Source organism: Lihuaxuella thermophila (genome assembly GCF_900110165.1).
GTDB classification, from domain to species: domain Bacteria; phylum Bacillota; class Bacilli; order Thermoactinomycetales; family Thermoactinomycetaceae; genus Lihuaxuella; species Lihuaxuella thermophila.
Genome location: NZ_FOCQ01000008.1, coordinates 122,454 through 144,503 on the forward strand (window position 1 = coordinate 122,454; position 22,050 = coordinate 144,503).

General features: G+C 45.9%; 16 protein-coding genes and 2 pseudogenes. 14 read left to right on the top strand and 4 right to left on the bottom strand.

Annotated features, from left to right (window positions below; translation table 11 throughout):
* Nucleotides 1-6 precede the first annotated feature (6 nt).
* Genes BMW55_RS10675 through BMW55_RS10685 form a run of 3 tightly spaced genes read left to right on the top strand, consistent with a single transcriptional unit; the run spans nucleotide 7 to nucleotide 3,341 of the window.
* Complete coding sequence (locus BMW55_RS10675) at nucleotides 7-900, top strand: 3-hydroxyacyl-CoA dehydrogenase family protein (RefSeq protein ID WP_280139768.1); 894 nt, start codon at nucleotides 7-9, stop codon at nucleotides 898-900.
* A complete protein-coding gene (locus BMW55_RS10680; protein ID WP_089968677.1) occupies nucleotides 897-2,099 on the top strand; it encodes an acetate/propionate family kinase in 1,203 nt (400 codons plus the stop codon). Before BMW55_RS10675 ends, BMW55_RS10680 begins: the two co-directional genes overlap by 4 nt.
* Nucleotides 2,100-2,156: 57 nt before the next feature.
* A complete protein-coding gene (locus BMW55_RS10685) occupies nucleotides 2,157-3,341 on the top strand; it encodes a pyridoxal phosphate-dependent aminotransferase (RefSeq protein ID WP_089969016.1) in 1,185 nt (394 codons plus the stop codon).
* A gap of 133 nt (nucleotides 3,342-3,474) precedes the next feature.
* On the opposite strand, the gene BMW55_RS10690 is transcribed toward BMW55_RS10685, so the two are convergent.
* The 4 genes from BMW55_RS10690 to BMW55_RS10705 all read right to left on the bottom strand — a co-directional run bounded on the left by BMW55_RS10690 (nucleotide 3,475) and on the right by BMW55_RS10705 (nucleotide 9,332).
* Nucleotides 3,475-3,729, bottom strand: coding sequence for a YkuS family protein (locus tag BMW55_RS10690; RefSeq protein ID WP_089968682.1), 255 nt, complete (start codon nucleotides 3,727-3,729; stop codon nucleotides 3,475-3,477).
* Nucleotides 3,730-4,179: 450 nt separating this feature from the next.
* Nucleotides 4,180-4,803 (bottom strand): transcriptional repressor LexA, encoded by a 624-nt coding sequence (gene lexA / locus BMW55_RS10695; protein ID WP_089968687.1) that lies wholly within the window; start codon nucleotides 4,801-4,803, stop codon nucleotides 4,180-4,182.
* Between the two features lie 101 nt (nucleotides 4,804-4,904).
* Nucleotides 4,905-5,996: a tyrosine-type recombinase/integrase gene (locus BMW55_RS10700; protein ID WP_089968691.1), complete on the bottom strand. Its 1,092-nt coding sequence runs from the start codon at nucleotides 5,994-5,996 to the stop codon at nucleotides 4,905-4,907.
* Between the two features lie 399 nt (nucleotides 5,997-6,395).
* Nucleotides 6,396-9,332, bottom strand: a complete 2,937-nt coding sequence (locus BMW55_RS10705) for a glycosyl hydrolase (RefSeq protein WP_089968696.1) — start codon at nucleotides 9,330-9,332, stop codon at nucleotides 6,396-6,398.
* Between the two features lie 363 nt (nucleotides 9,333-9,695).
* Between BMW55_RS10705 and BMW55_RS10710 the strand changes: the two are divergent.
* From BMW55_RS10710 to BMW55_RS10760, 11 genes and pseudogenes are all read left to right on the top strand, one after another.
* A pseudogene (locus BMW55_RS10710) lies at nucleotides 9,696-11,051 on the top strand (GH1 family beta-glucosidase).
* Nucleotides 11,052-11,072: 21 nt separating this feature from the next.
* Entirely contained in the window at nucleotides 11,073-12,362 is a 1,290-nt protein-coding gene (locus BMW55_RS10715; RefSeq protein ID WP_089968699.1) for an ABC transporter substrate-binding protein, read from the top strand.
* A gap of 84 nt (nucleotides 12,363-12,446) precedes the next feature.
* On the top strand, nucleotides 12,447-13,388 hold the full coding sequence (locus BMW55_RS10720; protein WP_089968702.1) for a carbohydrate ABC transporter permease: 942 nt from the start codon (nucleotides 12,447-12,449) through the stop codon (nucleotides 13,386-13,388).
* Nucleotides 13,389-13,400: 12 nt separating this feature from the next.
* Nucleotides 13,401-14,249 carry a carbohydrate ABC transporter permease gene (locus BMW55_RS10725; protein WP_089968705.1) on the top strand — a complete coding sequence of 283 codons (849 nt, stop codon included), beginning with the start codon at nucleotides 13,401-13,403 and terminating at the stop codon, nucleotides 14,247-14,249.
* Between the two features lie 26 nt (nucleotides 14,250-14,275).
* Nucleotides 14,276-15,295 (top strand): LacI family DNA-binding transcriptional regulator, encoded by a 1,020-nt coding sequence (locus tag BMW55_RS10730; RefSeq protein WP_089968709.1) that lies wholly within the window; start codon nucleotides 14,276-14,278, stop codon nucleotides 15,293-15,295.
* A gap of 644 nt (nucleotides 15,296-15,939) precedes the next feature.
* Nucleotides 15,940-16,710: a sugar phosphate isomerase/epimerase family protein gene (locus tag BMW55_RS10735; protein WP_089968712.1), complete on the top strand. Its 771-nt coding sequence runs from the start codon at nucleotides 15,940-15,942 to the stop codon at nucleotides 16,708-16,710.
* Between the two features lie 413 nt (nucleotides 16,711-17,123).
* Nucleotides 17,124-17,381 (top strand): annotated as a pseudogene (locus tag BMW55_RS10740) (sugar phosphate isomerase/epimerase family protein); the annotation flags it as partial.
* Between the two features lie 165 nt (nucleotides 17,382-17,546).
* Nucleotides 17,547-18,692, top strand: coding sequence for a Gfo/Idh/MocA family protein (locus BMW55_RS10745; protein ID WP_089968716.1), 1,146 nt, complete (start codon nucleotides 17,547-17,549; stop codon nucleotides 18,690-18,692).
* A gap of 84 nt (nucleotides 18,693-18,776) precedes the next feature.
* Nucleotides 18,777-19,616, top strand: coding sequence for a sugar phosphate isomerase/epimerase family protein (locus BMW55_RS10750; protein ID WP_089968719.1), 840 nt, complete (start codon nucleotides 18,777-18,779; stop codon nucleotides 19,614-19,616).
* A 20-nt stretch (nucleotides 19,617-19,636) separates the two neighbouring features.
* On the top strand, nucleotides 19,637-20,752 hold the full coding sequence (locus BMW55_RS10755) for a Gfo/Idh/MocA family protein (protein ID WP_089968723.1): 1,116 nt from the start codon (nucleotides 19,637-19,639) through the stop codon (nucleotides 20,750-20,752).
* Nucleotides 20,753-20,909: 157 nt separating this feature from the next.
* Nucleotides 20,910-21,953: a Gfo/Idh/MocA family protein gene (locus tag BMW55_RS10760; RefSeq protein WP_089968727.1), complete on the top strand. Its 1,044-nt coding sequence runs from the start codon at nucleotides 20,910-20,912 to the stop codon at nucleotides 21,951-21,953.
* The last annotated feature ends 97 nt before the right edge of the window (nucleotides 21,954-22,050 follow it).

Here is a 22,050-nt window from a genome sequence, read left to right on the forward strand (position 1 = left end):
CCTACTGTGGCAGACATCCAACATATCGTAGTCATAGGTGGGGGAACCATGGGACAAGGAATTGCCGAGCTGACGGCTTCCAAAGGGTTTCAAACCACCTTGCTTGAAAAATCAAATGAACTCGCCCAGCAAGCGTATCATCATATTGAGGTGAGCTTGGATAAAAAATTGTCGAAGTGGGGAATTACGCCCGCTGAAAAGAAATCTACCTTGTCTCGTCTTGAAGTGACCATTGATCGGGAAATCCTTCGCCAGGCCGACTTCGTCATCGAATCGGTCTATGAGGATTTGGAGACAAAAAAAGAGGTTTTTGACACCTGTGATCAACTTTGCCGTCCGGACGTGATTTTAGCCAGCAATACGTCTACCCTCAGCTTAACGGAGATTGCCGCAGCCACCCGTCGGCCGGATAAAGTGATCGGGCTTCACTTTGTGCATCCCGTTCCCAAAATCCCGTTGGTGGAAGTGGTTCGGGGACTGAAAACCTCCCAGCAAACGGTTGATGCGGTGGTCAATCTCCTTCCCCAATTGGAACTGGAGGGGATTGAAGTTTATGAATCTCCCGGCTTTGTTACGACCCGCCTCATCGTCTTGTTGATCAACGAAGCCCTTTATACCTTGATGGAAGGAGTCGCAAGCGCGGAAGACATTGACCGGGCGATGAAAATAGGTTATCAGTTCAAGGCCGGACCGCTTGAGATGGCCGACCGTTTTGGCCTTGATTCAGTGCTCGCCGCGATGGAACGTCTCTTTCGCGAATTCGGCGACAGCAAATACCGGCCGGCTCCGCTGCTGAAGAAGATGGTGCGGGCCGGTCATTTGGGTGTAAAAACCGGTGAAGGCTTTTTCCGTTATGATGAAGACGGCGACCGGATTGACCAGGAGGAGGGGCGTTCATGAAAATATTGGTGATCAATTGCGGGAGTTCATCCATTAAATATCAACTGTTTGATATGGAAGACGAATCGGTGCTGGCTTCCGGTCTGGTTGAAAAAATCGGATCGGACAGTGCCATCATTAAGCACCAGGTACCGGACAAAGATGAAAAAGTGGTGACTGGTGAAATTTTGGACCACCGGGCCGGTTTAAATCGCGTGCTCGCGTTGTTGATGAGCAAGGAAGACGGCGTGATTCAGAGTGCTGAAGAAGTAAAAGCAGTGGGCCATCGTGTGGTGCACGGCGGCGAGTACTTTTCCGGTTCGGTCATCATCACCAGCGAGGTACGCCAGGCAATCCGTAAAACGATTGACTTGGCACCCCTACATAACCCCCCGAATTTGCTTGGCATTGATGCGGCCCAGAATCAACTTCCCCATGCTGTTCACGTAGCGGTGTTTGATACGGCGTTTCATCAAACGATGCCGGAATACGCGTACATGTATCCGCTCCCCAGGGTTCTCTATTACAAGCATAAAATCCGGCGTTACGGATTTCACGGAACATCTCATAAATACGTGTCGCTTCGTGCGGCGGACTTTTTGCAAAGACCGTTGGAAGAGCTCAAGATCGTATCCTGCCATATAGGAAACGGGGCCAGCATTACAGCCATTCAGAACGGAAAATCCGTGGATACGAGCATGGGTATGACTCCGCTGGAAGGTTTGATGATGGGAACCCGCTGCGGGGATATTGATCCGGCGATTGTTCCCTATGTGATCGCAAAGGAAGAATTGACACTGGCTGAAGTCAAATCCATGATGAATAAGCACAGTGGTCTATTGGGTGTTTCCGGTCTTTCCGGAGATATGCGGGAAGTGACCGAAGCGATGTTTAATGGCGACACGGCAGCAAAGCTGGCGATTGACATGTATGTATATCGGCTGAAAAAAATGATCGGCGCCTATATCGCAGCCATGAACGGAATCGATGTGCTTGTATTTACGGCGGGTGTGGGAGAGAATGCGTCTCTGATCCGGCAAAGGGTTTGTGAAGGACTCACATTCTTTGGCATCGAATTGGATAAGGAAAAGAATGCCGAACGCAGCAAAGAAGAGCGCAGGATCAGCAGAGAAGATTCGAAAGTCGAAGTATTGGTTATCCCAACCAATGAAGAGTTGATGATCGCACGGGAAACAAAAGCCCTGGTAGAATCCTTTTGACAGTGTTAAGATGAGGGGGAACAAATTTATCCTTGTCCTGTAAGGGAGGACCAAATGTTGAGGTTATCCAAACGTGTGCAACAATTATCTCCATCCCCGACACTTGCGATAACTGCAAAGGCAAAAGCGTTAAAACAAGAAGGATACGATGTGATCGGTTTGGGAGCCGGTGAACCGGACTTTAATACGCCGGACCATATCTTGAAAGCAGCAAAGGAAGCGATGGATGCCGGCCATACAAAATATACGGCATCCGGAGGAATCCCGGAATTAAAGCAGGCCATTATCCGAAAGTTGGAACGTGACAATCGATTGTCTTACCAACCCAACCAGATTATTGTTACCGTGGGAGCCAAGCACGCTTTATACAACCTGTTTCAGGTGATTCTCGATGAGGGGGACGAAGTGATCATCCCGGCTCCTTACTGGGTGAGCTACATTGAGCAAGTAAAATTGGCGGGAGGCGTTCCGGTGGTGATTGAAGGGGAGGAGGATCGTCAGTTTAAAATCACTCCTTCCCAACTGGAAAAGGCGATTACAGAACGCACCAGGGCCGTCTTAATCAACAGCCCTTCCAATCCGACCGGAATGTTATACACGAAAGAGGAACTCCAGGCCCTCGGAAAAGTGTGCGTCCAACACGACATCCTCATCGTGTCTGACGAAATTTACGAACACCTGATTTACGATGATGTGCAACATGTCAGCATTGCGAGCTTGGGTCCCGAGTTTTATGACAGAACGGTGATTATAAACGGTGTTTCCAAAACATACTCGATGACCGGCTGGCGGATCGGCTTTGCGGCCGGCCCTGCGGAGATCATCAAGGCGATGACGGACTTGTCGAGCCACAGCACGTCCAACCCGACGTCGATCGCTCAGTACGCAGCGATTGCCGCGCTGACAGGGACACATGAACCCGTGGAGAAAATGAAAGAAGCATTTAAGAAACGGAGAGACTACGTCATTCAGCGTATTAACTCGATCCCCGGGTTTGCATGCCAGACTCCGCCGGGTGCGTTTTACGCATTTATCAATATTCGTGAAGCATTAAACAATTCCAATGGGAAATACAGCACTCCGGACGAATGGGCAGCGGCCTTGCTCGAGAAAGAGCTGGTAGCCGTCGTGCCGGGTTCCGGTTTCGGCTCCAACAACCACATCCGCATTTCCTATGCAACCTCGATGGAACAGTTGGAAAAGGCTTTTGACCGGATTGAACGGTTTGTGAAGCAAGGATAAAAAGAGGCAACAAAAAGAGACTGCTGGATCCTGATCAGGACGCGGTCTCTTTTTGTTATAATCAGATTCTGTAAAAAGAGATTTGTTTGCATGGGCTAAGTGGTATATTGGCCGCCATAGCGGACTGCACAAATTACCTGGGAAGTTGCTGCAAACGCTGGTGGACTTCTTCAGGTGTAAGTCCATGGGCGTTGATGACAGGACAATTTTGAACTACGTTTTGAATCCCCATGATATTTTGGTCAGCACCGGAAATGACAATCGCTGAGTAGTTGGCTTGTGCTTGGTTATTCAAGGTTGAAGCATCTACAGTTTCAACCTGGTACCCCTGACGGGATAAATACTCCTGAACAGGGGTAAGACTTTCTTCAACGGCAATTCGAGTCATAGAGATACTCTCCTCCTTTTGGCATCCTATTCAGTAGTTTGAATCGAAAGGAGGCAGTCTATACGGTTTAATCCTTTCATGTAAAATAATGCATCTGGGATTCATTGCGTCCAGAATCCGTCATCGGTAAATGGATGCAAAAGGTAAGCAACATTTCATTGGTATATCGAACTGAAAAAACGGCTTCGCAAAACGGTCGAATGGAGGGCTTAAGGGATGTTGAATGCCTGAATGAGCTGAGATTTACGTGCCGAATCAGCTTTTACCAGTGCATATATAACCAGTGTGATTCAAGTGACAGCCAGCATCAGCCGGAATGACACAAACATATTTTTTTGGAAATTAAAAATATTTAATGCGCGATGTACATAAGGATCTCTCCAGATCTGTATAGAGAACCGAACCAGGCTGAAATGCTCCCCGCAGTAAGGGCGGGGAGCATTTGATTGTTTAAACCACTTCCCGAATCAAGCTGATCACTTTGCCCAATATACTAACGTTCGGCAACAGAATGGGTTGCAAGCGGTCATTTTCCGGCTGAAGGCGAATATGGTCCGCTTCCTTATAAAAACGTTTAACAGTGGCTTCTCCATCAGGGGTCATGGCAACAACGATGTCGCCGTTATTCGCGGTGGGCTGTTGGCGTACGACTACATAATCGCCATCCAGGATGCCTGCATTGATCATGCTGTCTCCTTGAACCGAGAGCAAAAATACCTTTTGCTCATCTCCGACCAGGCGACGGGGCAGAGGATAATAATCCTCAATGTTTTCAACCGCCGTAATGGGTTCACCGGCCGTGACTTTACCGACAAGAGGAACCATGACCGTTTCGACGCGGTTTTTGGGAGGGAGGTCACCGCGCTTCAGGATTTCAATTGCGCGGGGTTTAGTCGGGTCTCGACGAATATATCCTTTTTTCTCCAAACGGGCTAAGTGTCCATGAACGGTTGAACTGGAAGCCAGGCCGACCGCCTCTCCAATTTCACGTACCGATGGAGGATACCCTTTTTCTTCCACTTCTTTTTGTATGTATTCGAGTATGGATTGCTGACGAGGTGATAATTTGCTCATGTTTCTCATTCCCCTTTTTTACAAAATACTCCCGCAACCCGAGGTATTCTCATTAATAGTATACATGAAGGAAGGAGAAAGAACAAACATGAGTTCTTATCTTATAATATATTTGCGAGACGATCGAGGGCCTTGTCCTTTTCTGAATTGATGACATGGGTGTAAATTTGTGTGGTTTGAATGCTGGAATGACCCAAAATTTCCTGGACGACGCGGAGATTTTCCCCGTTGGATAAAAGCAGTGTAGCCAATGTATGGCGCAATTTATGCGGGGAAATGTTAGCTGCTTTTGGCGGAAGATTGGCTTCCCGGACATATTTGCGAATGATTTCAGATACTCCTTTTCTGCTGATTCGTCCCCCGTTTTTGTTTAAAAATAAGGCGTTTTTATGTTCTTCAGGAATGTTTTCCTGAGGGCGCTGGTTGAGATAATCGAGAAGGGCGTCCACGGCTTTTCCGTTCAATTTTAACATCCGCTCTTTTCCGCCCTTCCCGATAATAACCACGCGAAACAGATTGCCATCAGGTTGAATACTGTTGAGATTTAAGTTGACCAGTTCAGACACCCGCAGCCCGGTATTTAAAAACATGAACAGTATGGCTAAATCTCTGGCTGCAGTCCAACTTTGCTTTTTAGCGTTTCTCTGTTGCTTTTCGTGGTATGAGTGAACGGCCCGTATGAGCCGAATGGCTTCCTCCCGGGTGAGAAAGACGGGAACTTTTTGTCTGGTTCTCGTTTTCAACGAAGCATCCTCATATTCTTCCATTGGATCTCGTTCCAGTACATGTGTTTTCACCAAATAACGAAAAAGGGAGCGAAGGGACGCTCTTTTTCGCTGCTTTCCGCTGTGCGAGTTTTCGCGGTAATGTTTTCTTTCGATCCATTCTTCCTTGATTTCACCGGTTTTGGGATCTCTTTTTTTCAATTTTACATGCACGGTGCGTTCATAACCGTTTTCAATCTGCCGGAAAAATCTCTTGATGGTCATCGGATCGACCTGATCAATACTTTTGTTTTTTCCGGCTAAGAACTCAAAGAAAAGAGCAAAGTCATAAGCGTAATTGGATATGGTCTGGATGGATCGGTCGGCACTGATCATTTCAAGGAAAAACTCTTGGACTTCTTCCGGGAACCGGCTGACAATTCGGTTGATGTTCTCCGGAAGGCGTCTGGAGACGATTTTTGCGGACATCTATGAAACCTCCCGGTTTGGGATGAGATGGAGAAGTGTTGAAGAAACTTATGTAGTCTTCATAACAGATATGCTTGTAAACTGGATAAAAAATCGCCTCAAAAGGGCGGTTTTTAAAATGTGCTTTTCTATATTTTATCATTGTGAGGAACGAATGGATACTTCCATTGAGATCCGGGTTTAATGATATTGAAAGTTAATTAAGGGTGGAATTGATGGTCGAATCGAAAGAGCCCATCCAGCTTGTGCTCTGTGAGTACGCCGATGGTACCCAGGGCACCGGGAGAGCAGGACGTTGCAAGTCGAATCGGAAGTCACCGGGTAAATTCAGTGACTTCCGATTTTTTTAACTTTGAAAAATCAGACTTGGCACTTATAAATATTAGAATAGAGTATTATCTAGTGTGTGTAACGATACCACTGTGTATCATATCCTGCTCCCGATTTATCATAGGTGTAGAAATAGTCAATAACATCGCCGGCATTTAAACCTCCGACCACTTTTTCCCAGGTTCCATTGTTATTTGTCATACGAAAATTTTGTAATTCGCCATTATTCACTTTGTAATGAATATCAACGAAGGTAGAAGGAGTGGTGGGAGTAAACGCACATTTCACTTCTGTACTGTTTATTTTGGTTACAGTCTGTGAATAGTTTGGATCGATGTTTTGGTTGTCAGGAGTAAAGTTGATCCAATTGATATTAAAGCCCCCGCCACCGGCATGTAATCGCAATGTCTGTACTCCGGCATTTAATTGGACTGTCGCTTGGACTGTAGTCCAATTTTGCCATCCGCCTGTATTTGGAACATTCGTGGTCGCTAATACATTCGACCCGGATTTCAATTGTATTTGTCCTGATGTTCCTGTGCTGGCAACGCGATATTCTATTTTATAACCGCCAGTTGTCTGCACGTTGACTTTGTAGTCCATCCAGTCCCCTGGATCGATCCAACCGACATTTTGACCTCCTCCAGTGTCCGTAGTGGTTTCCGTTTGAACTCCACTCATCGTCTGATAGTTTTCCGCTTCGATCTTTCCCGGAATAGCATATGCATTGCCTCCGCTGCTCGCTTTGAAGCCAAAACTGTTGGCAGCAGCAGTAACTGTCGTACCATCCGAGAAGGTGACTGTTTTGCTTGTATTGGACATATTGTAAACGACATATGTCTTCGTGCTTCCTTTTTTAAACACTGCATAAAGCGGATCGTTGGCAGTGACCGTTATATCTTGTGTGCCTAGCGCGTTTAGATTATGAATCCAATGATACGTATTTGCCTTGGAATTACCTGCCTCAGGTGTGGTGGTGTCGATTGCGGCATTCATTTGATTAATGGCATCGGTCGGATTTTCGATAGCCCGATACATCCAAATGAGATCTTTCCATACGTCCCAGTTGGTTCCGCCATTTTCACGCACAAGTGTTTCGTAATTCTTTTTGGTGTAGTCAGGATATTGTGTGAGGTACAAAGAACCTCCCTGGAATGGCAGCCAGTTAATACCGTGGACTTCTTCCGGATTAGCCGTCCACCATGTACCTGCTCCTTCCACTTTCCCGCCCCAGATCATACTAGCAGTAGAACGGGTGAAGTCAGGATGATGATTCTGATCATGAACATCAAACCAATATTCATTGATCGCGTTCATTTCCGTTGTATATAAATAAATTCCTAAGTCGCGGATGGTATTGTTCCCTGTGGCTTCTCCCCACAAGATCAAACCAGTCCAGGCATTCATCGCTTCAGAAGAGGATTCGTTATTATTGCCGTCCCCAAATCTGGCATGTCCGGATGCCCAAGAATGACCAGCGTAAATGTCGAAGTTGCGCAAGAACGGGAACATGGAATCGTTACGGTCCCAGTTGGCAATATCGCGGATCAGCAGATTGATCATGGATCCCCAGTTTGAGTTATTTGCCCAAGTCCTGTCCATTCTTGCCACTTCTGCAGCGGCCTTGATGAAATAGCCATAATGGAAATGGTGATCATTCATCTCTACTACACTGCCATAACTGTCCGGGTAACCAAGTAAAGTTCCCCAGTTGCTATTGTAGTAGAATAAGTGGTCAGACTTTACATTTCCGCTAGCATCACTTGCCTTTAAAAAATCTTGCAGACGGGTTTTCAACTCCGCACGAAACTTGTTCGCCGCTGTAGTATCTCCGACTTGATCAGCGATGGGAGCCAATGTGGCTACTTTTCCCAAACGTTTGCCAAGCCAATAGGTATCTTGGGGTCCTGTGTAGTTTTCAAACTCTGCTTCATTAATATAATTCGCTAACGTTGTTTTATTATAGCTTCCGAGGTCCGGGAGGGAAGGGAGAACACCGGTAAACTTCATCGTTGTTGTGAAACTGCTTCCTTCTGCTGTTTTCATGACACCCCGCACAGAATGATAGGTATATGATAACAAGGATTTGGAAGTGTTCTTCCATTGATGAGGATACATCGCAAAGATGGTTCCTGTTTGAGTACCTTCTCTGGCCACAGTGGTATAGGTATAGGTTGTATGGACAGAACTGGTGGACGGATCATATGACCAGCTGACACGAGTATCGGTTACATGGGAATAGGCATACTGTTTGAATTTGGTTAAAGTAGCGCTTGTATTGTCAGGAAGGACAGCAATTGCAAAGTAGTTTTTGCCGTTCAGTTGATTGGTGAGCGTGTTTGTTCCGATCCCGGTCCATGTTGAGCCGGATGGACCAAACAGGCCATAATGGCGATTGCCAATCGTGATACCCAGGACGGGACTGTTAGAGTTCCCATACCAGATCGTAGGGGTTCCAGGGAATTTTAGCACCGGATTTCCGCCTGAAAATATGGCGTAAACATAAGGAGAACCATGTCCATAGGTGATTTTCATAGAATTGGAACCGCTTTCAAAGTGTGATGTGACGAACCAGTCATTAAAGCTATCTACTTTGGCATCAGGGAAAGTGGATACTGCACTATGTGAAATTAAAAAGTCATCCAGCGCAGGCTCTTGAGGCATACTACCGCATACACATGTACTATTTCCTGTGATCGTCGGACCGGGATAGTAAACCCGAAATCCGTTGCTTTGATTCTGCACTGCCAATGGGTGCGGATATTGACGTTCTGAGTATTGATCCCAAGCGAGGCTGCTCCACCAATCATTTGTAGGCATTTTTTTAGTTACATTGGCTGTTTTATAGATGGTCGACTGAACATCACTTGCACCCGGAGGTTTGACGGTGGAATAGCTACCCGCACCTAATGGGACTTCTCCTGAAAAACCAGAAGCTGAAGCAGGAACGAATAAAGCAAACACTAAATTCAACACAATCAAGACAGGCCAAATCTTTTTACTCATTTTTCTCCTCCTATCATTTTCTACTTTGCCTGCAAGGAATCGACCACTCGCAAAACAGACAGGCAATTACAAATAGATTTATTATCTAAACCGGTTTCGTCCGTATCATATGATATCGGTGGATAGTTGTCAATATTCATAGAATATTTTTTCTTTATCGAAGAATCAATGATCACCATAAACAGTTTTTGGTTTAAATATGTTGCATGCACGGCCATTTTCATTCATAAGAAGTGAAGGGAGATTTGCAAATTAAATGAAAAAAGAAGACTTGAATGATGATTGACAAGAATGAAATATTGGAATATGATGAAATCGCGAAACCGGTTTAGGTAAAGAAAAGAAATACAGGAGAGTTGCCTGATGAAAAAGTTTCCGCCTGGTTTTATCTGGGGAACTGCCACCTCTTCAGTACAGATTGAAGGAGCAGCTGATGCAGACGGAAAAGGAGAGTCGATCTGGGATCGGTTTTGCAAGATTCCAGGAAAAGTATTAAATGGAGATCGATGCGATATCGCCTGCAATCACTATGAACTATACCGAGAAGATATTGCGTTGATGAAGCAACTTCAAATTCCTTCCTATCGGTTTTCGATCAGCTGGCCGCGTATTTTTCCAGAGGGGGTGGGCAGAGTCAATCAAAAAGGGGTCGATTTTTATAAAAGATTGGTTGAACAATTGCTGGAAAATGAAATCTTTCCTGTCGCCACTCTTTACCATTGGGATTTACCACAGGCACTGCAGGATAAAGGTGGATGGACCAATCGGGACATGGTGGATTATTTTTTGGAGTATGTCCGTCTGATGTTTCGGGAACTGGGAGATATGGTCTCAAAATGGATTACACATAATGAGCCTTGGGTTGTTTCTTATCTCGGCTACGGAAGCGGGAAGCATGCTCCGGGGTATACAGACTTGCGCTCATTTATCAAAGCAACCCATCATTTATTGTTATCTCATGGGAAAGCGGTTACATTATTTCGCTAACTGAATATGAAAGATCGGGAAATTGGAATTACTCTCAATTTATCTCCGGCTTATCCTGCTGTAGAAAACGATGCGTGTCAGATTGCCGCCAATCGCTGGGATGGATTTTTTAATCGCTGGTTTTTAGACCCGATTTTTAAAGGGGAGTATCCACAGGACCTGTGGGATCACTATGAGCAAGCTCTGTTGATCGACTATAGCTATATACAGCCTCAAGATCTGCAACAAATTTCTTCATCGATAGATTTTCTGGGCATTAATTACTATACTCCTGCTACACTTCAATCCGGACATCAAGGAGAGTTTTCATTTCTGGAAGTTGAACCCATAAGTACGGGCAGACCTGTAACAGCAATGAACTGGGAGATTGATCCGCAAGCTCTGTATGACGTATTAATGCGCATTCAAAAAGATTATGGTGATATTCCAATCTATATCACGGAAAATGGTGCAGCTTATGATGATGTGGTAGTGGATGGGGAAGTGCGTGATTTTAAGCGGATTTCATATATTCGTGATCATCTGGAGATGTGTTTAAAGGCGATTGAGGATGGGGTTAACTTAAAAGGATATTATGTTTGGTCTTTCCTGGATAATTTTGAATGGGCTTTTGGATATCAAAAACGATTTGGAATTGTTTATGTCGATTACCAAACACAACAACGTCTGCCGAAACAAAGCGCTTATTGGTTCCGACAAGTGATCCGGCAAAATGGTTTACCCATCGAGTAAATGAATAAGAGGAGGATTCCGATGAAAAAAAAGCGGTGGCTGGTCTTATTCTTCATTTTGATTTTACCGGTTACAATGATTGCATGTAGCAATAGTAAAGCTCCGTCTAATGCTGATTCTGGTTCAAGCGACGGCAAGATTGAACTTACGTTTTGGACTTTTGGTACAACAGGTTATGAAAAATTAATCCCAGAATATGAGAAGCAACATCCAAATATTAAAATCAAGATGCAAAATGGTGAGTTTAATGATCATCACAATAAATTGTTTACAGCCATTTCTGCTGGTTCTGGTGCACCGGATTTAGCAATGATCGAAGTAGGATTTATTGAAAAATATCGCGATGCACAAGATCGTTTTTATAACTTATATGATTTTGGAGCAGGAGATCTAAAAAGCAAATATCTGGAGTGGAAATGGAGCATCGGAGAAAGTGCCGATCGTAAATTTTTGTTTGGACTTCCTACCGATATTGGACCCACTGTCATGTACTATCGGACAGACATTTTTGAAAAAGCAGGGTTGCCGGTTGATCCTAAAGAAGTGGCTGAAAAAATTAAAACATGGGATGATTACACAGCTGCTGCCAAGCAAGTAAAAGAAAAAACAGGCAAACCAATGACTGATAACGTGGAACTCATTTATAATGCCCGAAGAGACCAAGCACCTGAAGCTTATTTTGACCGCCAGGATCAGCTTATTATTGAAAAATCTCCTTATGCAAAAAAAGCTTATGACTATACCGTACAATTGATTAAGGAAGGCGTTGTCGGTGATCTTAATCTTTGGACTCCGGAGTGGAATGGATCGATGAAAACAGGCGGCTATGCTACACTCCTTGCCCCATCTTGGATGAATGCCAATATTAAAGGAAATGCACCAAATGCAAAAGATAAATGGGCGATTGCTCCAATGCCGGAAGGTGCCGGAAACTGGGGTGGTTCTTATATCGCCATCCCTAAAGAAAGCAAACATGCCAAGGAGGCATATGAATTTGCCAAATGGCTTGTCTCACCGGAGAACCAATTAAAATCATTTAAAGATGCCGGGTTATTCCCATCAGCTCCTGAGTTATACAGTAATCCCGAGTTTAATGACTATAAGGATGAATACTTCTACAATGATCATATCACTCCTGTCTTTGCAGAGGCAGCGAAAAAAGTCAAAGTGGTTTATACAGGTAAGAATTTTCAACTGGTTCAAGGAGAAATTATCAGAGCTTTACAAAATGTGCAAAAGAAAAAGGCGGATCCTGAATCCGAGTGGAAAGCAGCGATTGATCGTATCAAAACACAATTGGCACGCCAATAGCTGGATTTTTAGAGAGGATATGGCTTAATGAGCCATATCCTCTAGCTAACTGGCTGTCCAAAGCAAAAAGTGAGGAGGATCCAAGTGTATAGAGAAGGTGCTGAACAAGGCTTATCCCCGGGCTTAAAAAGAAAATGGTGGACAGAACGAAAAAAAGAGATATTTTCCGGTTATCTCTATATTTCGCCATTTTTTATTTTGTTTGCCATCTTCGGTCTATTTCCGATGCTATTTAGTTTTTATCTGGCTTTCCAGAAATGGAATGGGCTTGGTACATTTAAATATGCAGGACTTTCCAATTTACGGTTTGTTTTGGAAGATCCGTTGTTTTGGAAATCGATTTATAATACGATCCTGTTTGGTATTTTGGGAACTCTCCCGCAGATCATTGTCGCGATTCCACTCGCTATTTTGCTAAATGCTGCTTGGCTGAAGTTGAAAGGTTTTTTTCGGATGGCTATCTTTATGCCTTATGTAACTTCGGTAGCAGCCGTTGCCATTGTATTTAGTGTGATATTTAGTGAGCAATCCTCCGGAATCATGAATGTCGTGCTCTCATATATAGGCTTGGAACCAGTCAGCTGGAAAACCACGGAGTGGGGAGTTAAAGTCGCTATTTCAACCATGGTTTTTTGGCGCTGGGTAGGCTACAACACCATCATTTTCCTGGCCGGGTTGCAGCGGATCCCTCCGGATTTATATGAAGCTGCAACGATCGATGGAGCTAGACCGATACAACAATTATGGCATATCACCTTACCACTTCTGAAGCCGGTGATTGTATTTGTCACTTTCTTATCTACGATCGGAGCATGGCAGCTATTTGTAGAACCGCTTATTTTTTATCATCGGATATCGGGAGTACGCGAGGAAGCGATGACCGTTGTTCTTTATCTGTGGAAAGAGGCGTTTGTCAATAGTGCCTACGGAACGGCTTCGGCAACTGCGGTATTGCTATTTATCATTATTGCGATCTTTTCCATACTAAATCTGATTTTCTCGAAGAACATCGGCAGAGTGAATTAGGGAGGAGATTACATGCAGCAAACAGTACCTACCCATAAAAAGGGGTTCTCCTTGTCACGATTCATGATATATGTATCGTTATGGATTGGAGCCCTGATCTCTTTATTTCCTTTTTATTGGATGTTTGTGATTGGAACCAATACCGCTGATAAAGTAAATGAAACTCCACCGGCTTTACTGCCCGGAAGCGAGATGGTCCGGAACTTTATGAAAGTGATGGAGCAAGTCGATTTTTTCAGCGCATTGGCAAATACCTTTATCACTGCCTCGGTGACAACGATCGGAGTCCTTTTCCTTTGTTCCCTCGCTGGCTTCGCGTTTGCTAAATTGAACTTTCCGGGGAAAAACATATGGTTTGGTCTTCTTTTAGTGACGATGATGGTCCCAACCCAACTGGGCTTAATTCCCTCTTATATGATCATTACAGAGTTGGGATGGCTGAATGATTTAAAGGCACTGATCGTTCCGGGACTTGTGAATGCATTTGGGGTTTTTTGGATGAGGCAATATATTTCAGACGCTATTCCGGATGATGTATTTGATTCCGCTAAAATTGATGGATGCTCTCACTTCCGAATTTACTGGAATATTGTTGTACCTACAATTTTGCCCGCATTTTCCACTTTGGGGATTATCACTTTTATGTTTATGTGGAATGATTTTTTATGGCCTGTCACGGTTTTGACGGACAATTCCATTCAAACCCTGCAAGTTGCGATTCGCTCTTTGAATGATGTCCGTTTCACTGATTATGGAATGGTTTTATCAGGAACTTTTTGGGCAACTGTACCATTGGTGATCGTATTCTTGCTGTTTAATAAATGGTTTATCTCTGGTTTAACCCAAGGGTCCATCAAGTAAAAAGGTTGGGAAAAAGGAGCTATTGTATGAAAGTAACAATCAAAGATATAGCCAGAATGGCAGGTGTTTCCCGAGCTACAGTATCCAAAATTATTAACAACTATGATGATGTCAGCGAAGTGACGCGACAAAAAGTATTAAAAATTATGGAGGAAACAGGTTATCGTCCTACTTTTTCGGCACGATCGCTATCCTCTCAACGCTCCAACCTGATTGCAGTCGTCTATGCGGGAAAAGTAAACGCCAATTTTAACCATCCCTTTTTTGTAGATGTGGTGAATTCGTTCAAAAAGAACATCGGATTTCTTGGATATGACTTGCTTTTTTTCTCAAATGAGAAATTCCAGCATTCTGATGAAAACTATCTAACTAGATGTAAGTATTTTCAGGTAGATGGTTGTTTGATCATCAGCGGGGAAGATATTGAACCAACGATTGAAGAATTGGATCAAAGCCATATTCCTTGCATCGGTGTAGATATTCCTTTGAAAGGAAATCGTTCCGGCTACTTGATGACAGATAACTATAAGGTGTCAGCAAAAGTGGTGGAACACTTCTATTTGCTGGGATATCGCCATATTGCATTGATTTCTGGAAAACCGGATTCTGCTATAGCTAATCTACGTAAAGAAGGGTTTATCCAAGCCATGCAACAGTATGGACTCACGATTCATGAAAATTGGTTGTTACATGGTGACTTTTATGAAGAAAGTGGCTACTGTGCCATGAAAGAGTTGTTAAAACAAAAACCTTACCCGCAAGCTGTATTTGCTGCATCAGATTTAATGGCATTTGGAGCGATCCGGGCCATTAAAGAGGCAGGACTTCGGGTGCCGCACGATATTGCAATAGTTGGGTGTGATGATATTGTTGCATGCAGGTATTCAGATCCTCAATTGACCACCATTCGACAAGATAAAGAGAAAATCGGAAAATTGGCTGCTTATATGCTGGTGGATTTGATTCATGATCAAATTAAATCTACTTCTGTCATGGTGGAACCTGAATTGATTGTAAGAGGGACTTGTGGGAGCCGGATTAAATAACCACTCAAAGTTATGGGCGGTTATTCTTCTAATGATTTTTGAAAAATAGGTTAAGTGATTTAGGGAAATTTGGAGAACAGGGATTTGGCTGCAACTTGACCAGCGGGAAATCAGTTTCGGGAAGCCGGGTTTTCCCTCTGGCGCTTCCTGTGCCTTCAAATTTTCCTCGATCTTTTTCTGAAGTTGTGCCATACCCACTTTAATCCCAAACAAGTTTGCAATACAAACTCATTAAAACTAAAAAGTAAACAGAAAGTAAATGGTGGATTGCATCACTGGCAAGGGCATTTTGTTTGTACACCTGTTAAATGGATGTAAATAAAGCAGAAGTGAGGAACATTTGAGATCATCCTTCTAAAGTGTGTATCTGACTATTAAGGAAGTGATTTTGACTATATTCATCAAAAAATTAATTCAAACCATCCAGAATGGTGTAGTAGAGGGAGGCGATGCTCGATAGTCAAATTAGAAGTGAATGATCCACGAAAAATTGCGACAAATAACCAGGAGCCCGAGAAATAATAAATTCCCGGTAGACAAGCCGGCCTAATTTTGTTATCTTGTTTGCGTAACATGCTAAAGAGTTTTAACTTTAACTCGTTTATGAATGTAATCGATTACAAATAGCGAGGAAGGTGTTATGGATGGGTCGGCATGGGGTCGGTTTGCAATTGTATACACTCAGGGACGAGTGTGCCGATGATTTCTTCGGAACGTTACGCAAAGTGGCTGATTTGGGATATCAAGGCGTTGAATTTGCCGGATTTTATGGTTATTCCGCCCGGGAAGTAAAACAAATGATCGATGAAGTGGGGCTTCAGCCCGTTTCCAGCCATGTCGCCCTGCATTCTCTCCGTGGGGAAGAACTGCAGAAGACGATCGATTTTCATAAGGAAATCGGCTGCGACTACATTGTCTGTCCGTGGGTGGACCCACAATTATTGGCCGACACCGATCAGGCCAGAGCGTTGATTTCGGAATTAGCTGCCATCGGGGAGCACTGTAAGAAACAGCATGTGCGTTTTGGTTATCATAACCATGATTTTGAACTGGCACATCGCATAGACGGAGAAGCTGTGCTGCACGTCTTGTACAGAGAAACAGATCCCTCGGTGGTGTTGGCAGAGCTGGATTTGTATTGGATCCGCAAAGGCGGGGAAGATGAAGTGGCCGCGATCCGACGCTATGCCGGACGGGTGCCGGTGGTTCATCTAAAGGACATGGAAAAGGGAGAAGAGGGTTTTTTCACAGAAGTGGGGACCGGCCGACTGGACCTGAACGCAATTTTTGCGGCGGGAGAAGCCTCCGGTGTTGAGTGGTATATCGTAGAGCAGGATGTATGCCGCGATCACTCCCCGCTCGTCAGCGTGAAGATCAGTATAGATCATTTAAAGGAGCAAGGTTTTTTGAAATGATTGCCCGATAAGGCGAATCCCGGATAAGCAGATTGACTTGACCTTTGTATATCCACTAAACATACTTATAAACAATTTTGAAAACCCACCGGAGAGAAGTTAGAGGTACATTTCCCGATTTATGAATAGATCTATGCTTCTTGCAGTTAAAATCCGACCATCTGATCCTTGGATTCCTCAAACGGGATCAGGGTTATATTTGTTTGATCAATTGACAAAGTCGGTGGGGAGTGGTACGGTTAATTCGTATATTATAAGTCTTTCGATTATTAAGTGTTTTGGTTGTGTCGTGTTGGTTGCCTTTCTGTTTTCTTGCCAACAGGCGTGACGTGTTGATTCGGGGTTGAGTGGGGCCTGGACGAGCCCGCATCCCGTCAACCGATCCATTTTACACGCCAGAAGGGGGAAATAGTATGAAACTCGGGGTATTTATGGTGTTGTTCGGGCAAAAGAGCCTGGAAGAGGCACTGGATTATATCGCAGCCAGCGGTCTGGACGCTGTGGAAATCGGCACTGGTGGTTATCCGGGAACCGCTCATTGCAATGCGGATCAATTACTCGAAAATGAAAGCGATCTCAAAAGATTTAAACAAGCGGTCGAAAGCCGGGGACTGGAGATCAGCGCTCTCAGCTGCCACGGAAACCCGCTTCATCCCAACAAGGAGATCGCCGCAGCTGGTAGGCTATGATGGGGTTATCAGCATAGAGCACGAGGACAGCCTGATGTCGATGGATGAAGGGTTCCAAAAAGCGGTTGCTTTCTTGAAAAACCTATTGATTAAAGAAAGGATCGGTGAAATTTGGTGGGCGTAAACAAAAGACAAGTACGTGTAGGCATGATCGGGTACAAGTTTATGGGCAAAGCGCACAGCAACGGCTACCGCAACCTTCCTTATTTCTTCGATACCCCGGCGGTGCCTGTGTTGCAAGCGATAGCCGGACGTGACGAACAAGGGGTCAAAGCGGCAGCAGAAACGATGGGTTGGGCTTCCTATGAAACGGACTGGCGCCGTCTGCTCGAGCGCGACGACATCGATGTCATCGATATCGTAACTCCCAACAATGTTCATGCGGAAATGGCCATCGCCGCAGCGGAAGCCGGTAAACACGTCCTCTGTGAAAAACCGCTGGCGATGACGGTTGAGCAGGCGAAACGCATGGTAGATGCGGTGAAAAAAGCCGGGGTGGTCCACATGATCTGCCACAACTACCGGTTTGCTCCTGCCGTGCAATTTGCCAAAAAGCTGATTGAGGAAGGACGGCTTGGCAAAATTTATCACATCAGGGCCCAATATTTGCAGGATTGGATTATGGACCCGAAGTTCCCGCTGGTGTGGCGACTGCGCAAAGAGGTGACCGGTTCGGGAGCCCACGGGGATATTGCGGCCCACATTCTCGACTTGGCCCGTTTCCTGGTCGGAGAGTTTTCCGAAGTGGTCGGGATGATGGAAACCTTCATCAAAGAACGGCCTCTCGGGGAGATGACCGGAGGTTTAAATGCTTCGGCGAACAGCGGAAAAATGGGGCAGGTCGATGTGGATGACTGTTCAGCCTTTTTGGCCCGCTTTGAAAACGGAGCGGTCGGAGTCTTTGAAGCGACTCGTTTCGCCGCTGGAAACCGGAACGGCAACCGCTTTGAAATCAATGGGGAAAAAGGCTCGATCCGCTGGGATTTGGAGAACATGAACAATCTCCAGGTTTATTTGACGGATGATGAGCCGGGCCTGCAAGGATTCCGGACCATCAACTGTACTGAGGAACATCATCCGTATGCGGGGGCATATTGGCCAGCCGGACACATTATCGGATATGAACACACCTTTATCAACCTGATGAAAGAATTCATGGAAGGGATCGTCAACGGAACCAGCCCGGCTCCCAACTTTGAGGATGGATACCGCAATCAACTGGTGTTGGCGTCAGTAGAAAAATCCGTTGAAACCGGAAGCTGGGTTAAAATTTCGGAAGTGGATCCTTCCTGACCCTGGATACCGGGAAATGAGAGCGGGTTTTGCTTGGCACGAGCGGAAATATCACGACCAAGGATTATATGGGAGGAGAAATAGGTGACGATACGCATATCGTGCCATTTGATCACTTGGGGAGAAGATCTTCTTAAAGGGTTGGCTGAGGCCTCCGGTCTCGGATATCGCGCTTGTGAAACATTTACGCATATCGCATTGCAATATGAAAATAACGTGGCTGCATTTAAGGAGTTGCTGCAGCAGCACAACCTCGTTCTCTCCGCTTTATATGGCGGCGGAAGGTTCAGCGACAAAAGCAAACGACAGGAAGTAATCGATTACAATACCCGCGTGGCCCGTTTTTTACAAGCGTGTGGCAGCGACAGGATTGTCTTTGGACCAGGTGGCCCCCGGCCGGAGGGTGGCATGACTCCCGATCTGCTGAAAACCGCAGCGGAAACGATAAACGAAGCGGCGAAACGCTGTTTCGACCTGGGGGTAAAAGCTTGTGTACACCCTCATCTGTGGACGGAGATCCAAGACGAACACGAAGTGGATGCGATTATGGAACTGACCGATCCGGACTATGTGTTTTTCTGTCCGGATCCGGCACATTTGGCCAAAGCGGGAATGGATCCGGTTGAAGTGATGCGGCGATATAAAGATCGGATCGCTTACCTGCATTTGAAAGATGTCACCCTGGATGACGGGGATGCGGATTCAGTTTCTGTTTCCTCGGGAACAGAAGCCCTGCCGATCTTTTGCGAGTTGGGCCTGGGAACGGTCAACTTGCCAGGCATCGTTGATCTGTTGAAAGAAATCAATTATGACGGCTGGATGACGGTAGAAATTGATCAATCTACCAGTACGCCGCTGAACAGTTTGACGATCTGCCGCGACTATGTCGAACAGAAGCTGGGCATTCCCATTCGAGGGCAGTAGGCCGGAGCGGAGGTGGTTTCATGGAAAAAGTCAGGGTGGGTGTCATCGGTTGCGGAAATATCAGTGCAACTTATTTTCGTAATTTAAAAGAGTTTGCCGTGCTCGATGTAGTGGCTTGTGCCGACCTGGATGTGGAGCGGGCCAAAGCGAGCGCGGAGGCATTTCATATTCCCAAAGCCTGCACGGTGGATGAATTGCTCGCTGATCCCGACATCGAGCTGGTCATTAATCTGACCGTCCCTCAGGCTCATGCGGAGGTTTGTCTGGCGGCACTGTCGGCCGGAAAACATGTCTATGTGGAGAAGCCGCTGGCTGTTACCAGGGAAGAAGGGCAAAAAATTTTGCAGACCGCCAAGGCAAAAGGACTCAGGGTGGGGTCAGCCCCCGACACTTTTTTAGGAGGAGGCATTCAAACTTGCCGCAAGCTGATCGATGACGGTTGGATCGGCGAGCCGGTGGCAGCCAATGCCTTTATGATGTGCCGCGGCCATGAGAGCTGGCATCCCGATCCGGCCTTTTATTACCAAGTCGGCGGAGGGCCAATGTTTGACATGGGACCCTATTATCTGACGACTCTCGTTTATTTGATCGGTCCGGTCAACCGGGTGACGGGATCGGCACGGATTACTTTCCCCAAACGGATGATTACCAGCCGGCCGAAATACGGGCAGGAAATTACCGTGCAATCTCCGACGCATATCGCCGGTGTGCTGGACTTTGCAAGCGGAGCCATCGGAACACTGATCACGAGCTTTGATGTATGGCATCACCGTCTCCCGTTTATTGAAATTTACGGCACGGAAGGTACATTGTGTGTGCCCGATCCCAATACATTTGGCGGCCCGGTCTATGTTCGCCGCCAGGGAGCAGAGGAATGGAGCAAGGTGCCGCTCACTCACGGCTTTACGGAAAACAAGAGAGGGATCGGCGTTGCCGATATGGCAGTCGCAATTCGGAGCGGCCGGGAACATCGCGCCAATGGTGATCTGGCTTATCACGTGCTGGATATCATGCACGGGTTTCATGATGCTGCTGAGAGCGGTTCGCACTACGAATTACAAAGTCAGTGCAAGAGGCCGGCGCCTTTGCCGATCGAAGTGACACCCGCCAATTGGCTTGAAAAGTTACATGATTAAGGGCCGCTCCCGGCCACTGGTGGTAAGAGATTGGATCATCTGCGCTTTTGACGTGCAGATGATCCACATTACCGGAGACGCGATTGATTTGCCGGACACGATGAATCCGGACCTGTTATGCAGTAGTTTATTGTTGCTTTGAAAGGAGACAAAGACGATGACAGACGTACTTCGTGTAGGGATTATTGGTGCAGGTGGGATCGCGCGAGGAGCCCATTTGAACAACTACAAGAAATTGGGCGGGCGAGTAGAAGTGGTTGCCGTTGCCGATGTGGTGGAAAAAACAGCGAAAGAGTGCGCTGAATTATACAATATTCCTCATGTATTTACCAGTTATGAAGAAATGTTAAAAAGCGTGAAACTGGATGCAGTCAGTGTGTGTACGCCTAATAAATTTCATGCACCGGCGACTCTGGCTGCTCTGGAAGCCGGATGCCATGTTCTTTGTGAAAAACCGCCGGCCATGACGACCGAAGAGGCGGAGCGAATGGCCCAAGCAGCGGAGAAAGCCGGCAAAATTCTTACTTATGGTTTCCATTACCGCCACTCTCCCGAAGTGGAAACGTTGAAAAAATTTATTGATGCTGGTGAATTGGGCGAAATCTATGCAGCCCGTTGTCATGCCATCCGGCGTCGGGGGATTCCCGGCTGGGGTGTATTTACCAACAAGGAATTGCAAGGCGGAGGTCCGTTGATCGATATCGGTGTGCACATGCTGGATACGGCCCTCTACCTGATGGGATATCCGGAACCGGAACTCGTACTCGGCAGTACTTATCAGAAAATCGGAACCCGTAAAGGGGTTGGGCTTCTGGGAAGCTGGGATTACCAAAACTTCTCCGTCGAGGACATGGCGCTCGGCATGATAAAGTTCAGAAACGGAGCCACTTTAATCTTGGAATCCGCTTTTGCTGCCAATGTGGAAAAACACGACGTCATGCAGGTGTCTTTGATGGGTGACCAGGGCGGAGCCGATGTGTTCCCGCTTAAGATCTACCAGGAAAAACACGAAACCCTGATCGACATCACTCCGGCCTATCTGCCGAAAAAAGATTATCACGAGCGGGAAATCGAGCGATTTGTGGACTGCTGCCTCAGCGGTACCCAACCGATCAGCAAGGCACATGAAGGGGTGATCTTGCAACAAATCGTGAACGCTCTGTATCAATCGGCGGAAACGGGTGAAGCGGTAAAGCTGTAAGTCCTTGTATGGTGCAACACCGAGGAGACACGATCCCGACCTGTTTTAAATGTTCATTAAGCTTATGCCTGTAACGAATTGAATGAAACAACGCCCG

Bases quoted from the DNA above. Each gene is read 5' to 3' on its own strand.
- BMW55_RS10680 (WP_089968677.1), top strand. From the start codon at position 897: ATGAAAATATTGGTGATCAATTGCGGGAGTTCATCCATTAAATATCAA.
- BMW55_RS10715 (WP_089968699.1), top strand. From the start codon at position 11,073: ATGAAAAAAAAGCGGTGGCTGGTCTTATTCTTCATTTTGATTTTACCG.
- lexA (WP_089968687.1), bottom strand. From the start codon at position 4,803: ATGAGCAAATTATCACCTCGTCAGCAATCCATACTCGAATACATACAA.
- BMW55_RS10725 (WP_089968705.1), top strand. From the start codon at position 13,401: ATGCAGCAAACAGTACCTACCCATAAAAAGGGGTTCTCCTTGTCACGA.
- BMW55_RS10755 (WP_089968723.1), top strand. From the start codon at position 19,637: ATGGAAAAAGTCAGGGTGGGTGTCATCGGTTGCGGAAATATCAGTGCA.
- BMW55_RS10700 (WP_089968691.1), bottom strand. From the start codon at position 5,996: ATGTCCGCAAAAATCGTCTCCAGACGCCTTCCGGAGAACATCAACCGA.
- BMW55_RS10760 (WP_089968727.1), top strand. From the start codon at position 20,910: ATGACAGACGTACTTCGTGTAGGGATTATTGGTGCAGGTGGGATCGCG.
- BMW55_RS10690 (WP_089968682.1), bottom strand. From the start codon at position 3,729: ATGACTCGAATTGCCGTTGAAGAAAGTCTTACCCCTGTTCAGGAGTAT.
- BMW55_RS10735 (WP_089968712.1), top strand. From the start codon at position 15,940: ATGGGTCGGCATGGGGTCGGTTTGCAATTGTATACACTCAGGGACGAG.
- BMW55_RS10730 (WP_089968709.1), top strand. From the start codon at position 14,276: ATGAAAGTAACAATCAAAGATATAGCCAGAATGGCAGGTGTTTCCCGA.
- BMW55_RS10745 (WP_089968716.1), top strand. From the start codon at position 17,547: ATGATCGGGTACAAGTTTATGGGCAAAGCGCACAGCAACGGCTACCGC.
- BMW55_RS10705 (WP_089968696.1), bottom strand. From the start codon at position 9,332: ATGAGTAAAAAGATTTGGCCTGTCTTGATTGTGTTGAATTTAGTGTTT.